Origin of the sequence: Lutibacter sp., assembly GCF_033723435.1 — a bacterium.
Classification (GTDB): Bacteria; Bacteroidota; Bacteroidia; order Flavobacteriales; family Flavobacteriaceae; genus Lutibacter.
Window position 1 is genome coordinate 41,255 of sequence record NZ_JAWVXC010000005.1, and the last position, 12,631, is coordinate 53,885.

Here is a 12,631-nt window from a genome sequence, read left to right on the forward strand (position 1 = left end):
AGTGAGCGATTTTAAAAACATTGATAGATTATTTCAGGAAAAACTGAAAGATTATGAGGTTTCCCCACCAAATAAGGTTTGGAGTGGTATTGAAAATAATTTAACAGTTTTACCACAAAAAAGAAGAATTCCAATTTGGGCTAAATTTGCTAGTATTGCTGCATTAATACTTCTTTTTATAAGTATTGGTGCTATTTATTTAGTCCCTACTAATAATTTTACAGAGAACTTATTTAAATTACCTCTTTCTGCTAAAGCTACCGTTAAAAATATAACAGACACTTTAAAACCTTTTGAGTCAACTAACAAACAAAAAGTTGTTGCAAAAAAGGTTATTAACCTTAAAGAAAAACAACAAAACAATATTGAAAAACCTATAGATAACATTATTAAAGTAGATGAAAATACAAGTATTGCGGATAATACAACTACTACAAAATCACTTCCAAAATATTTACCAGATACTAAAAATTTCCCTTTACCTAAAAAATCTAAAAATAAAATTACTAAAAGCGATATAGATAATAGTAAATTTACAGTAGCAACTATTTTTGCACCTATTTACATGAGTTCTTTTGGAGAAGGTTCAGGAATTGATAGTCAATTTAAAAATAATCCTTCTTCTGGAAATTCTTCTTACTCTTATGGAGTTAAAGTTGCTTATCAATTAAATAAAAAATTCACACTACAATCAGGAGTTAACCTAATAAATTTAGGTATTACAACAAACAATGTATTTATTACTCCAGGTGTTTCTGCTGTTGGATTATCAAACATTTCAAGCAGTCCTAACTTAGGAAAAAGTACCAAAAGTTCTAAAGATGAGTTAAATACTACCGGAAGTTTAAACCAAGTTTTTGGTTATGTTGAAATTCCAGTAGAAGTTAAATATAATGTTACTAATGGAAAATTTGGAGTTAATTTAGTTGGTGGATTTAGTACATTATTATTAAATAGAGATGAAATATTTGTAGAAACTTCAGATTATACCCAAAGCTTAGGAGCTTCTAATAACCTTAGATCTATAAACTTTAGTGGTAACTTTGGAGTAGATATTGATTATTTAATTCGTAAAAATTTATACTTAAACGTTTCACCAATGTTTAAGGTTCAAACAAATACCTTTTCAAAAAACTCTGGCAGTTTATTGCCTTATTATTTAGGAGTTTACACAGGGATAAATTATAAGTTTTAGTTGGTTTATTATTTGGTTGGTTACCAAATATTGAATGAAGAAAGCCGTTTCTATTTAGAAACGGCTTTTCTTTTTAAAACCTATTATTATTTGTAATTTTGCAACATCACAAACAAACGTATAATAAATCCTATTATGGAAACAACAATAGATAAAACAATACAAAAATCACTTGATTTATTAGGTGTTAAACATTTAAATCAAGGAACTTCAACTGGAAATATTTTTTTTGGAAATGGGGAAATAATTGATTCTATTTCGCCTGTAGATGGAAACTTAATTGGGAAAGTAACCACAACTACAAAAGAAGATTTTGAAAAAGTAATAACTACTGCAAAAGCAGCTTTTAAAACCTGGCGATTAGTTCCAGCTCCTCAACGAGGAGAAATTGTTCGTCAATTTGGACTTAAACTTAGAGAATTAAAACAACCTTTAGGAGAATTAGTTTCCTATGAAATGGGAAAATCTTTACAAGAAGGTTTAGGGGAAGTTCAGGAAATGATTGATATCTGTGATTTTGCTGTTGGTTTGTCTCGACAATTACAAGGTTCTACTTTACATTCAGAACGTCCAGGTCATAGAATGTACGACCAATATCATCCATTAGGAATTGTAGGAATTATATCTGCATTTAACTTTCCTGTTGCTGTTTGGAGTTGGAATACAGCTTTAGCTTGGATTGCTGGTGATGTTTGCGTTTGGAAAGCTTCAGAAAAAGCACCACTTTGTAGCATAGCTTGTCAAAATATAATTTCTTCCGTTTTAAAGGAAAATAACTTACCAGAAGGAATTTCAAATATTGTAAATGGAAATTATCAAGTTGGTGAATATATGACAACAGATAAACGTATTCCTTTAATTTCTGCAACAGGTTCAATTAGAATGGGAAAAATTGTTGCCAAAACAGTTGCTGAAAGACTAGGAAGAAGTTTATTAGAATTAGGAGGAAACAATGCAATTATTGTTACCCCTGATGCAGATATTAAAATGACCGTAATTGGAGCAGTATTTGGAGCTGTTGGAACTGCGGGTCAGCGTTGTACTTCTACTCGTAGATTAATTATTCATGAATCAATTTATGATAAAGTAAAAAACGCCATAGTAGATGCGTATAAACAATTAAAAATAGGGAATCCTTTAGATGAAAATAATCACGTTGGACCATTAATTGATAAAGATGCTGTTAAATTATATCAAAATGCTTTAAATAAAGTAGTGGAAGAAGGTGGAAAATTAGTAGTTGAAGGAGGAGTTTTAGAAGGTGAAGGATTTGAAAGCGGCTGTTATGTTAAACCTGCTATTGCAGAAGCTAAAAATAGTTTTGAAATTGTTCAAAATGAAACTTTTGCTCCTGTATTGTATTTAATTAAATATTCCGGAGATGTTGAAAATGCTATTGAAATTCAAAATGGTGTTGTGCAAGGTCTTTCTTCTGCTATTATGACAAATAATTTGCGTGAAGCCGAAAAATTCTTATCACAAGCTGGTTCAGATTGTGGTATTGCAAATGTAAATATTGGAACTTCTGGTGCGGAAATTGGAGGAGCTTTTGGAGGAGAAAAAGAAACCGGAGGAGGAAGAGAGTCTGGTTCTGATGCTTGGAAAGTATATATGAGAAGACAAACAAATACTATAAATTATACAACTGAATTACCTTTAGCTCAAGGTATAAAATTCGATTTGTAGTTTGTAAATCTTTTAATAAAAAAGCCGCTTTTTTAAAGCGGTTTTTTTATTGGTATTTAATTTTTCGAAGTACTCTTTGAGCTTCTTTATATTTTATATATGCTGATTTATCTTTCATTTCTCTTAAATAAGGACCTAATTCATTTAATTTTTTATAAGCATTTGGAATATCATTTAAAACACATAATAAATAATTAGTAGGTAAATCCTTTAATTCAATTTGCTCAATTTTTGATAAGGATAGCTTTTTCTTTAATTTGCTTAATAAAGTATTACAACTGTTAAAAAGATGAAGTAGTTCAACTTTATCAAATTGAGGAGGATTAAATAATAACTCACTTACAATATCTAACTTTCCATTTTCTTTAAAATTAATAACTTTTTTTTCAAGCGGATAATAATCAAAAATATCTTTTAACTGTAAAAAAATATACTCTGTAATTATAAAGGTTCTTTTATTTATTTGAATTTTAACTTCATCAAGTGCGGAATAAAATAATCGTACTTGTTCATTAATTAGTTCAATATCAACACGCGAATAAAATAATTTATCACCAACTTTTTTTCGTTTTCCAGCCCAACAAAGCACAAACTGTTCGTTAAAAACCTTGTATTTTGGGTTATATTCTTTACTATGTTTATTAAAAAACTGAAAAACACCATCAAGCGTTAATTGAATATTATTGCTAGCGTTTTTTTCAATAGATGCTACTATATTTTTATTCGTACTTTTTAAAACATATTTTCCTAAAGTGGACATAGAATTACTTCCTCTCCTATAAAAAACTAACCCTTTAACATATTTCCAGATTGATTTTTTCAAAGAAGTAACTTCGTTATTGGGAAAAATAGTAACTAATCCAACAACCTTATATTTAGGTAATTTGGGAAATGCTACATTTTCATAAATAATTTTTGGAGGATTTTGAAAATAGGAGTTAATTAAATTTTGAATTTTACTATCATCAAAAAAATCAACTCCTACTATTTTATTAGTTTCATCTTCAATACCTATAACTAAAAATGAATTATTTTCTGGGTTTGAATTAGATAATGCACAAACATGCTTTAAAAATTTAGCTTTTCCTTCTTTAGAGTTTAATGAAATTTTTTGTTTTTTATCATAAAAACTATTTTCATCAGATTGAGCTAATAAATTTTTTATTAAAAGCCGTTTGTTAATCATGTTTATTCTTTATTTAAAATAGTAGCGCTAGCTTGAGCTGTTGGGTATACAATTAAATCTTCAATATTTACATGGTATGGCCTGCTTACTACAAAATAAATAATATCTGCAATATCTTCTGGTTGTAGTGCTTTATATCCAGAATAAACAGATTTAGCACGTTCTTTATCTCCTTTAAAACGAACTTCAGAAAATTCGGTTTCTACAGCGCCAGGATGAATAGCGCAAGATCTAATATTATGTTTGTTTAAATCTATACGCATGGCTTTATTTAAAGCGTTTACAGCAAACTTTGATGCACAATATACATTACCGTTCGGATATACTTCTTTTCCTGCTATAGAGCCAATATTTATAATAAAACCATCATTTTTAGCTACCATGGTTGGAAGAATGGCTTTTGTTACATATAATAAACCTTTAACATTACCATCAATCATAGCATCCCAATCATCTAAATTTCCATCTTGAATAGTGCTTAATCCATGTGCATTACCGGCATTATTTATTAAAATATCAATTTGTTGAAACTCTTTAGGAAGTGATTTTACGGCATCAAATACTTCATTTTTATTACGTACATCAAATTGTAAAGAAGTTACTTTTGTGTGTTTGCTTAATTCGTTTTTTAGAGCTTCTAATTTCTCTTTTCTACGTCCGCATATTACTAAATTTATGTTATTTTTTGCAAAAATTATAGCAGTTGCTTTCCCTATTCCTGAAGTTGCTCCGGTTATAAAAGCTGTTTTTGTTTTCATGGTTTTTTATTTATTATTTTGACAATAAAGATACAAAAAAACCGCTCCTTTTAAGGAGCGGTTTTCATCAATTGGTTATTAAAATAACCAACCAAAAATCAACTAACCAAACTTTATTTTAAATATCTTCTTATTTTCGTTTCTCTTTTTATTTTAGTTCTCTTTCTGCCAGTGTTACTTACTTCTTTTTTAGTTTTATCAGATTTTAAATACTGAATGTAACCTCTGCCAGTGAATTCATAAGTTGTTCCAGAATTAATGTGGTATAAACTTATCGTTTCATCATTTATAACGGTTAATTCAAACTCTTCAGTATCTCCCAAATCATAATCTAATGTTAAAATTTTTAAATTATCATATCCTTGTACATCTGCAACAGAATAATTACCTACATAATCCCACAATAAATTATCAATATTTGTGCCAACATCATCTTGTGAGGAATAAAAGGTGGTAATATTTTCAGGCGTAAATTGTAAAAAGTTTTCATTATCAAACGCATTTACGGTACCGTTATCACTTACATATGTTTTTTCCCAAGCGTCGTACTCTTGTAAAAAGTACTCTATATTATCATAAAATATTTGATTATAATCAAAGTTATATTTTTGATAACCTTCTAAATAATATGTCACATTATCAAAATTATCTACTAATTTTATTTGATTGTTAGAAATCTGTATCACGTCAAAATTAAAATAGCCGTCAATTGTATGATTTACTTCAAGACTTCCATTATAAGTATTATAATTTCCAATTTGAATACCATAACCATTACCAGTGGAACCAATGCCAACTAAATTATTGTTTGCGTATAATTTTCCGTTTAAGAAAGAAATAGTAAATGCTTTAGATAAAAATGGCACATCACCTTGTCCTGTAGTTTTATTATAATTTATATACCATAAATCGTAGTTAGATACTACTTCTTCAAGAGAAATATAATTTGGATTATTAATATCATCAACAACAATACTACATGAGGAAACTGCTATGCTGGTTACTGTTATTATAAAAAGTAATTTTAAAGATTTCATACTCATTTATTTTTGGTTACAGTATTGAAATTTCAATTTCCGTGCCAAAAAAATATTGAGTAATTTTTAATTGTGTAAAATACAGATAATAAGGTATTTAGTTAATTTTTTTTATTTTACTTATTTTGTAATAATATCTTTTAGTTTGGTTTTTATAACTTACTACCGCTTCGTTATCATTTATTTTAAAAGGAATATTTTTTGATGTTGATTTTGGAGAATTTCCAAACTCTTTAGTGCTATCTTTATCTATTATATAATCATTTATACCTTTAGAAGTAACAAATATGCCTATATATGTGGATGGATTTGAATTAACCAGTAATTCTAATGCGGTTTTTTGATTTCGAAAATAAAGACTATCTAATTTAATGTTTTTATTATCAATACTTATGGAAACTTTTAATCCTCTAACTCCAGGTTGGCCTCCAACCCAATCTGAAACTTCTGCATTTATAACTTTAAAAGGAGGTTTTTTTTGAAGTGCATACATGGTTTTATCTTTGGTTGCTCCACAACAAAAAAATAAAGTTGATGTGATTGTTAAAATGAATATAAATTTAATGATTTTCATGGTAAAGATTATTTATTAGATATAATAACAGCAAAGCATGTACCAAAATACAAAAAGTCTATCATAAAATGATAGACTTTTAATTTATAGAAAATTTATTTTGTTTAATTATTTAATGCTTCTGCACCTCCAACAATTTCTAAAATTTCATTAGTAATAGCAGCCTGACGAGCTTTATTATACATTAATAATAAATCATCGCGTAATTCAGTTGCGTTATCAGTAGCTTTATGCATTGCAGTCATACGAGCTCCATGTTCCGCAGCAAATGAATCTCTAATTGCTTTATAAAGTTGAGTTTTTAAAGATTTAGGTATTAATTCTAAAACTATTTCAGCTTTTGATGGTTCAAAAATAAAATCTAAATTAGATTTAGTCTCACTTCCAGCTTCAGGTTTAATAGGTAAATAATCTTCTATTGTTGGAATTTGAGTAGCTGCATTTTTAAACTGATTATATGCTAATTGTATTTTATCATAACTACCTTCTGCATATAATTGCATAATATTTTCAGCAATATTAGCAACATTTTCAAAAGTTAATTCATCAAAAACATCACTTTTATTATCTATAATAGTATGTGTTTTTTTAAGAAGGTCATTCGCTTTTTTACCAATAGATAAAATATCAACTTGTTTAGTTTTATAGTCACTTTCAATTAAAAGTTCTACTTCTTTAACAATGTTTGAATTAAAACCACCACATAATCCCCTGTTTGAAGTTATAACCACTAATAATACTTTGGAAATTTCTCGTTGTTCCGAAAAAACACCTCCTGTTTCACTATCTAATGAAGCACTTAAACCTTGTAAAAGTTCAGTTAACTTATTAGCATATGGCTTCATTTTAGTAATTGCATCTTGAGCTTTTTTCAACTTTGCCGCCGATACCATTTTCATGGCACTGGTAATTTGCATAGTTGAACCAATAGAGGTAATTCTGTTTCGTATTTCTTTTAAGTTTGCCATTCTTTATTATCTGTTATTCCGTAAATAAGGAATCCTTTTAAATAAACATTAGGTTATGCATATTTTGCCGAAACTTCATTAGCGGCACTAGTTAAAACGTCTATTACTCCGTCTGTTAATTTCCCTGATTTTAATGTATTTAATGCATCTCTGTGTTTAGCATTAAGGTATTCAATATAATCTTTTTCGAATTCTTTAACTTTTTCTACAGGAACATTTTTCAACAAGTTTTTTGAACCTGCATAAATAATAGCTATTTGATCTTCTACTGTAAATGGATCAGCTTGATTTTGTTTTAAAATCTCTACGTTTCGTTTTCCTTTTTCAATTACATTCATTGTAGCAGCATCTAAATCAGAACCAAATTTTGCAAAAGCTTCTAATTCTCTATATTGAGCTTGGTCTAATTTTAAAGTTCCAGCTACTTTTTTCATAGATTTAATTTGGGCATTACCACCTACACGAGATACAGAAATACCTACGTTAATAGCTGGACGTACACCAGAGTTGAATAAATCAGACTCTAAGAAAATTTGCCCGTCAGTAATAGAAATTACGTTTGTAGGAATATATGCCGAAACATCCCCTGCTTGAGTTTCAATAATTGGTAAAGCAGTTAATGAACCTCCACCTTTTACTTTTCCTTTTAAAACTGCAGGAACATCGTTCATTTGTGCTGCAATAGTATCATCATTAATAACTTTTGCTGAACGTTCTAATAAACGTGAGTGTAAATAGAATACATCCCCTGGGTAAGCTTCACGTCCTGGTGGACGACGTAATAATAAAGATATTTCACGATAAGCTATTGCTTGTTTAGATAAATCATCATAAACAATTAATGCAGGACGACCTGTATCTCTAAAATATTCTCCAATTGCAGCTCCTGCAAATGGAGCATAAACTTGCATTGGAGCAGGATCTGAAGCGTTTGCAGCTACAATTGTAGTATATGCTAAAGCTCCTTTTTCTTCTAATAAATTAGCAATAGCGGCAACGGTTGAACCTTTTTGTCCGATTGCTACATATATACAATATACTGGTTCACCAGCATCGTAAAATTCTTTTTGGTTAATTATGGTGTCAATTGCAACAGTAGATTTACCTGTTTGACGGTCACCAATAATAAGCTCTCTTTGCCCTCTTCCAACAGGAATCATAGCGTCAATTGCTTTAATACCTGTTTGTAGTGGTTCAGTTACAGGTTCTCTATAAATTACACCTGGAGCTTTTCTTTCTAATGGCATTTCAACAGTTTCTCCAGAAATAGGACCTTTACCATCAATTGGATTTCCTAAAGTATCTACTACACGTCCAACAATTCCTTCTCCAATTTTAAGTGAAGCAATTCTTTTAGTTCTTTTTACAATAGATCCTTCTTTAACATTTTTTGAGTGTCCTAAAAGTACAATACCTACATTGTCTTCTTCTAAGTTTAGTACAATACCTTCTAATCCACCTTCAAATTCTACCAATTCGCCATATTCTACATTAGCTAATCCATAAGCGCGAACAATACCGTCACCTACTTGTAAAACAGTTCCAACTTCATCTAACGATGCGGAAGAATCAAATCCTGCTAATTGTTGCTTTAAAATCGCTGAAACTTCAGCTGGTTTTATTGATGCCATTTTTTATCTTTTTTAAACCTTTATTCTTTATATAAATTTGAAATAATATTAATTTTCAAATTGTCTTTTTAAACTTTGTAATTTGTTTGCAATACTTGCATCGTATTGAATATCGCCAATTCGAAGTATAAATCCGCCTAATATATCTGGGTTAATGATATTTTCAATACTAGCTTTTTTACCTGTAATTTCTTTTACTTTATCTAAAACTTGATTGTTTAGTTCTGAGTTTAAAGGAATTGCAGTGGTTATTTTTGCAATTTCTTTACCTTTAAGTTCGTCATAAATAATAGTGTATTTTTCCGCAACTTCATTTAAAATATCCAATCGATTATTGTCTATTAAAAGATTGATTGAACTTATAGTTAAAGGAGATACATTTGAAGAAAATATAGTTTTTATAGTTTCCTTTTTTAAATTGGTTTTTAAAATAGGATTTTTAAGCATTAATTGTAATTCTTTACTTTCTTCTAAAGTGTTTACAATTAATAACATATCGTTATTAATATCATCTTCTTTGTGTTGTTCAACTGCAAAATTTAAAATTGCTTTTGCGTATCTTAAAGCTGCTTTAGTTCCACTCATTTGTTATAAATTAACGTATCGTTATTTCTTTTAACATTTCTTCAACAAGTTTTACTTGTTTGTTTTTATCTGCTAATTCGCCTTTAACTACTTTTTCTGCAATATCAATAGATAGTTCAGCTACCTGATTTTTTATATCTACAATAGCAGCTTGTTTTTCAGCTTCAATACTTGTTTTAGCTTGGTCAATTACTTTTTGTGCTTGTTGTTGCGCTTCGTTTTTAGCTTCAGAAATCATACTTTCTTTCATTTCTCTCGCTTCTTTTAAAAGGCTATCGCGTTGCATACGTGCTTCTTTTAAAATTCGTTCGTTATCTGCAGTAAGATTTTGCATTTCTTTACGTGCATTTTCAGCTTCATCTAAGGCATTTTTAATACCTTCTTCTCGTTCATTAATTGCATTTAAGATTGGTTTCCAAGCATATTTTCTTAGTAAAAATAATAATACTATGAACAATAAGGTTTGCCAAAAAAACAATCCGTAAGAAAAGTCGTTAATTAATTTTTCCATAATTTAATATAGTTGTTTTAAAAATTAAACAAAAGCTATAACCAACCGTTACAGCTTTTTGTTTTTTAAAAATTAAACTGCAAATAATGCTGCAAACGCTAATCCTTCAACTAGGGCTGCTGCAATTAACATTGCGGTTTGAATTTTTCCAAAAGCTTCAGGTTGACGAGCGATTGCATCCATTGCAGAACCACCGATTCTACCAATACCAATACCTGCTCCTATTACAATTAAACCTGCGCCTACCATTACTGGAATTTGTCCCATAATATATATATTAATTAATTAAACATTCATTTTTAAATTATTCATTATGTTCTAATTCATGTTCTTCAGAAGCAAATCCAAAGTACAATGCAGATAACATAGTGAATATATATGCTTGTAATATTGCAACTAGTAATTCTAATATAGAAATTACTAATGCTAATCCGAAACTTAAACCTCCTCCTATATAGCTTTTAAATACAAATAATAAACCTAAAATACTATATATAACTATATGCCCTGCAAAAATGTTTGCATACAAACGCATCATTAAGGCAAAGGGCTTTATAAATACACCTAATAATTCAATTGGTGCTAAAATTATTTTCATTGGAACTGGAACTCCTGGCATCCAAAATATATGTTTCCAATAATTTGGTTTGGAAGTAAACTGGGTAATTAAAAATGTTAAAAAAGCTAAAGCAGCAGTTACAGCTAAATTACCTGTAATATTCATTCCAAAAGGAGTAATACCGATTAAGTTTGAAAACCATATAAAAAAGAACACTGTAAGTAAAAAATTCATGTACTTTTTATAGTGTTTATGTCCTATACTTGGTATAGCAATTTCATCACGAATATAAATTACAATAGGCTCAAAAAAGCGCCCAATTCCTTTAGGAATAGATCCGTTTTTAGCATAGGATTTAGCTAAACTTAAAAATATTAAGAATACAATTATAGAAACCACTAAAATACTAAAAACGCTTTTTGTAATAGAAAAATCTAATGGTTTTATATTGGTTGGATGGTGATGCTCATCATAAGTTAACTTACCATCCGCATTAGTTTTGTAAATTTTGTTATGGTATAGCTTGTAGTAATTCCCTCCTACTTCTGCAATTTCTTTACCATGATGAAATTTAGAAGACATAAAAACTTTTAATCCTCCATCGAACAAAATAACGGGTAAAGAAAAACCATTATACTCTTCAGTTTCAGAATTTGAATTAAAATCAAAATAATAAGAATCTTTAACGTGATGTCTTATTTCTTCTTTTATTTCAGTTTTATAATCTTTTTCAGAAGATGCTTGTTCTTCATGAGAGTTTTCAGAAGATTCATGCTGTGCATTTACGGAAAATGTAACTACTAAAAGTAGTAAAGTAAGGGTTTTTACCAAGTTTCTTTTATACATATCACTTTTTTACTAGTGTGCCTATAAATATTTTGCAAATATATGTTTTTAAATTAGAAACTAAAAAATATTTTTTAGCAGTATTTATAAAGTATTATTTTAAGCTAATAATTAGTGTTAATCATTGTTATTCATTAGTTTAACTAAAGCTAAAATTTCAAGGATTAAACATAAAAAGTATGGTGTTAAAAATGAAAAAGTTTCATAGGAAGTTATTACACCATCGTCTTTATATGAAGGATAAAACAATAAAAAAAATACCGCAAATTTTAAAAAGCTACCACCTAAAAATATAAACCCTAAAATGCTTTCAAAAGTGTTTTTTAAAATATAAAGGATAGAGAATATTCCTATTGCCAATATAAAATTCACTAAATAGGCTAGTATAATTTTATTATTAAATAGAGGTTGGTTTAGTTCTTTTAAAATAGTTATGTGAAGTGCAAATACAACTAAGTTTATTATTAGTAGTAGCAAACTAAAACCAGTAATGGAATTAATCTTTAGTTTCATTTATTTTTTTTACTTGATTTAAAACCATATAGAGTGCTATCAGTAATGCTAATAGCGTACCTATTAGTGTAAATGTTTTTTTTGAAGGATTAAAATGTGCATCTAATTTTTTACCAAAATAAGCTCCGGCATAAATGGTAATACCCATTTGAAAAACAATGCCAGTTAATTGTAAATACTTATTAAGCGGTTTTTTCTTTAGTTGCTTTTTCATTTTTTAATTCCTTAATAGAACCTTTCATTACACAAGTAGCATTAAATTCTGCACCAGGTTCTACAGATAATTTGCTAATAACTACATCACCAGAAATTTGTGCTGTGGCTTTTAGAGTAAGTAAATTATTTACTAATAATTCTCCTGAAAATTTTCCGTCAATATCGGCATTATTACAAGTAACTTTACCTTTAACGCTTCCTGAACTACCTATAATTACTCGTCCAGCAGTTTGAATAGTTCCTTCAACATTACCTTCTACTCTAAAATCACCTTCCGAAATAATATCACCTTTAATAGAAGTGTTTTTACTGATTACGTTTCGTTCGGATACTTGGGTTTGTTTTTCTTTTTTTTCTGAAAACATC

The 12,631-nt window shown here is 28.7% G+C and carries 15 protein-coding genes; 2 read left to right on the forward strand and 13 right to left on the reverse strand.

Annotated features, from left to right (window positions below):
• Position 1 precedes the first annotated feature (1 nt).
• Both R3342_RS08800 and R3342_RS08805 read left to right on the forward strand, forming a co-directional pair.
• Entirely contained in the window at positions 2 to 1,195 is a 1,194-nt protein-coding gene (locus R3342_RS08800) for an outer membrane beta-barrel protein (protein ID WP_318939661.1), read from the forward strand.
• Between the two features lie 135 nt (positions 1,196 to 1,330).
• Positions 1,331 to 2,881, forward strand: coding sequence for an aldehyde dehydrogenase family protein (locus tag R3342_RS08805; RefSeq protein WP_318939662.1), 1,551 nt, complete (start codon positions 1,331 to 1,333; stop codon positions 2,879 to 2,881).
• A gap of 46 nt (positions 2,882 to 2,927) precedes the next feature.
• Here R3342_RS08805 and R3342_RS08810 read toward each other — a convergent pair whose 3' ends face one another.
• The 13 genes from R3342_RS08810 to R3342_RS08870 all read right to left on the reverse strand — a co-directional run bounded on the left by R3342_RS08810 (position 2,928) and on the right by R3342_RS08870 (position 12,630).
• Complete coding sequence (locus R3342_RS08810) at positions 2,928 to 4,067, reverse strand: DUF5929 domain-containing protein (protein ID WP_318939663.1); 1,140 nt, start codon at positions 4,065 to 4,067, stop codon at positions 2,928 to 2,930.
• 2 nt (positions 4,068 to 4,069) lie between these two features.
• Positions 4,070 to 4,825, reverse strand: coding sequence for an SDR family NAD(P)-dependent oxidoreductase (locus R3342_RS08815; RefSeq protein WP_318939664.1), 756 nt, complete (start codon positions 4,823 to 4,825; stop codon positions 4,070 to 4,072).
• Positions 4,826 to 4,938: 113 nt separating this feature from the next.
• Positions 4,939 to 5,862, reverse strand: coding sequence for a hypothetical protein (locus R3342_RS08820; RefSeq protein WP_318939665.1), 924 nt, complete (start codon positions 5,860 to 5,862; stop codon positions 4,939 to 4,941).
• 97 nt (positions 5,863 to 5,959) lie between these two features.
• Entirely contained in the window at positions 5,960 to 6,436 is a 477-nt protein-coding gene (locus R3342_RS08825) for a hypothetical protein (RefSeq protein ID WP_318939666.1), read from the reverse strand.
• A gap of 104 nt (positions 6,437 to 6,540) precedes the next feature.
• Positions 6,541 to 7,404 carry an ATP synthase F1 subunit gamma gene (gene atpG, locus R3342_RS08830; protein ID WP_318939667.1) on the reverse strand — a complete coding sequence of 288 codons (864 nt, stop codon included), beginning with the start codon at positions 7,402 to 7,404 and terminating at the stop codon, positions 6,541 to 6,543.
• 53 nt (positions 7,405 to 7,457) lie between these two features.
• The gene (gene atpA / locus R3342_RS08835; protein ID WP_318939668.1) at positions 7,458 to 9,035 is read right to left on the reverse strand and encodes a F0F1 ATP synthase subunit alpha; all 1,578 of its coding nucleotides are present in this window, start codon (positions 9,033 to 9,035) and stop codon (positions 7,458 to 7,460) included.
• A gap of 48 nt (positions 9,036 to 9,083) precedes the next feature.
• Positions 9,084 to 9,620 carry an ATP synthase F1 subunit delta gene (atpH, locus tag R3342_RS08840; RefSeq protein ID WP_318939669.1) on the reverse strand — a complete coding sequence of 179 codons (537 nt, stop codon included), beginning with the start codon at positions 9,618 to 9,620 and terminating at the stop codon, positions 9,084 to 9,086.
• Between the two features lie 10 nt (positions 9,621 to 9,630).
• The gene (locus tag R3342_RS08845; protein ID WP_318939670.1) at positions 9,631 to 10,131 is read right to left on the reverse strand and encodes a F0F1 ATP synthase subunit B; all 501 of its coding nucleotides are present in this window, start codon (positions 10,129 to 10,131) and stop codon (positions 9,631 to 9,633) included.
• 72 nt (positions 10,132 to 10,203) lie between these two features.
• A complete protein-coding gene (atpE, locus tag R3342_RS08850) occupies positions 10,204 to 10,398 on the reverse strand; it encodes an ATP synthase F0 subunit C (RefSeq protein ID WP_318939671.1) in 195 nt (64 codons plus the stop codon).
• Between the two features lie 37 nt (positions 10,399 to 10,435).
• Positions 10,436 to 11,536, reverse strand: coding sequence for a F0F1 ATP synthase subunit A (atpB, locus tag R3342_RS08855; protein WP_318939672.1), 1,101 nt, complete (start codon positions 11,534 to 11,536; stop codon positions 10,436 to 10,438).
• A 117-nt stretch (positions 11,537 to 11,653) separates the two neighbouring features.
• The gene (locus R3342_RS08860; RefSeq protein ID WP_318939673.1) at positions 11,654 to 12,049 is read right to left on the reverse strand and encodes a hypothetical protein; all 396 of its coding nucleotides are present in this window, start codon (positions 12,047 to 12,049) and stop codon (positions 11,654 to 11,656) included.
• The gene (locus R3342_RS08865; RefSeq protein ID WP_318939674.1) at positions 12,033 to 12,263 is read right to left on the reverse strand and encodes an AtpZ/AtpI family protein; all 231 of its coding nucleotides are present in this window, start codon (positions 12,261 to 12,263) and stop codon (positions 12,033 to 12,035) included. Before R3342_RS08865 ends, R3342_RS08860 begins: the two co-directional genes overlap by 17 nt.
• Complete coding sequence (locus tag R3342_RS08870) at positions 12,232 to 12,630, reverse strand: polymer-forming cytoskeletal protein (protein ID WP_318939675.1); 399 nt, start codon at positions 12,628 to 12,630, stop codon at positions 12,232 to 12,234. Before R3342_RS08870 ends, R3342_RS08865 begins: the two co-directional genes overlap by 32 nt.
• Position 12,631 lies beyond the last annotated feature (1 nt).

What these genes read in the sequence shown, in the direction of transcription:
- R3342_RS08805 (WP_318939662.1), top strand. Translation starts at nt 1,331, where the DNA reads ATGGAAACAACAATAGATAAAACAATACAAAAATCACTTGATTTATTA.
- R3342_RS08810 (WP_318939663.1), bottom strand. Translation starts at nt 4,067, where the DNA reads ATGATTAACAAACGGCTTTTAATAAAAAATTTATTAGCTCAATCTGAT.
- R3342_RS08815 (WP_318939664.1), bottom strand. Translation starts at nt 4,825, where the DNA reads ATGAAAACAAAAACAGCTTTTATAACCGGAGCAACTTCAGGAATAGGG.
- R3342_RS08820 (WP_318939665.1), bottom strand. Translation starts at nt 5,862, where the DNA reads ATGAAATCTTTAAAATTACTTTTTATAATAACAGTAACCAGCATAGCA.
- R3342_RS08825 (WP_318939666.1), bottom strand. Translation starts at nt 6,436, where the DNA reads ATGAAAATCATTAAATTTATATTCATTTTAACAATCACATCAACTTTA.
- atpG (WP_318939667.1), bottom strand. Translation starts at nt 7,404, where the DNA reads ATGGCAAACTTAAAAGAAATACGAAACAGAATTACCTCTATTGGTTCA.
- atpA (WP_318939668.1), bottom strand. Translation starts at nt 9,035, where the DNA reads ATGGCATCAATAAAACCAGCTGAAGTTTCAGCGATTTTAAAGCAACAA.
- atpH (WP_318939669.1), bottom strand. Translation starts at nt 9,620, where the DNA reads ATGAGTGGAACTAAAGCAGCTTTAAGATACGCAAAAGCAATTTTAAAT.
- R3342_RS08845 (WP_318939670.1), bottom strand. Translation starts at nt 10,131, where the DNA reads ATGGAAAAATTAATTAACGACTTTTCTTACGGATTGTTTTTTTGGCAA.
- atpE (WP_318939671.1), bottom strand. Translation starts at nt 10,398, where the DNA reads ATGGGACAAATTCCAGTAATGGTAGGCGCAGGTTTAATTGTAATAGGA.
- atpB (WP_318939672.1), bottom strand. Translation starts at nt 11,536, where the DNA reads ATGTATAAAAGAAACTTGGTAAAAACCCTTACTTTACTACTTTTAGTA.
- R3342_RS08860 (WP_318939673.1), bottom strand. Translation starts at nt 12,049, where the DNA reads ATGAAACTAAAGATTAATTCCATTACTGGTTTTAGTTTGCTACTACTA.
- R3342_RS08865 (WP_318939674.1), bottom strand. Translation starts at nt 12,263, where the DNA reads ATGAAAAAGCAACTAAAGAAAAAACCGCTTAATAAGTATTTACAATTA.
- R3342_RS08870 (WP_318939675.1), bottom strand. Translation starts at nt 12,630, where the DNA reads ATGTTTTCAGAAAAAAAAGAAAAACAAACCCAAGTATCCGAACGAAAC.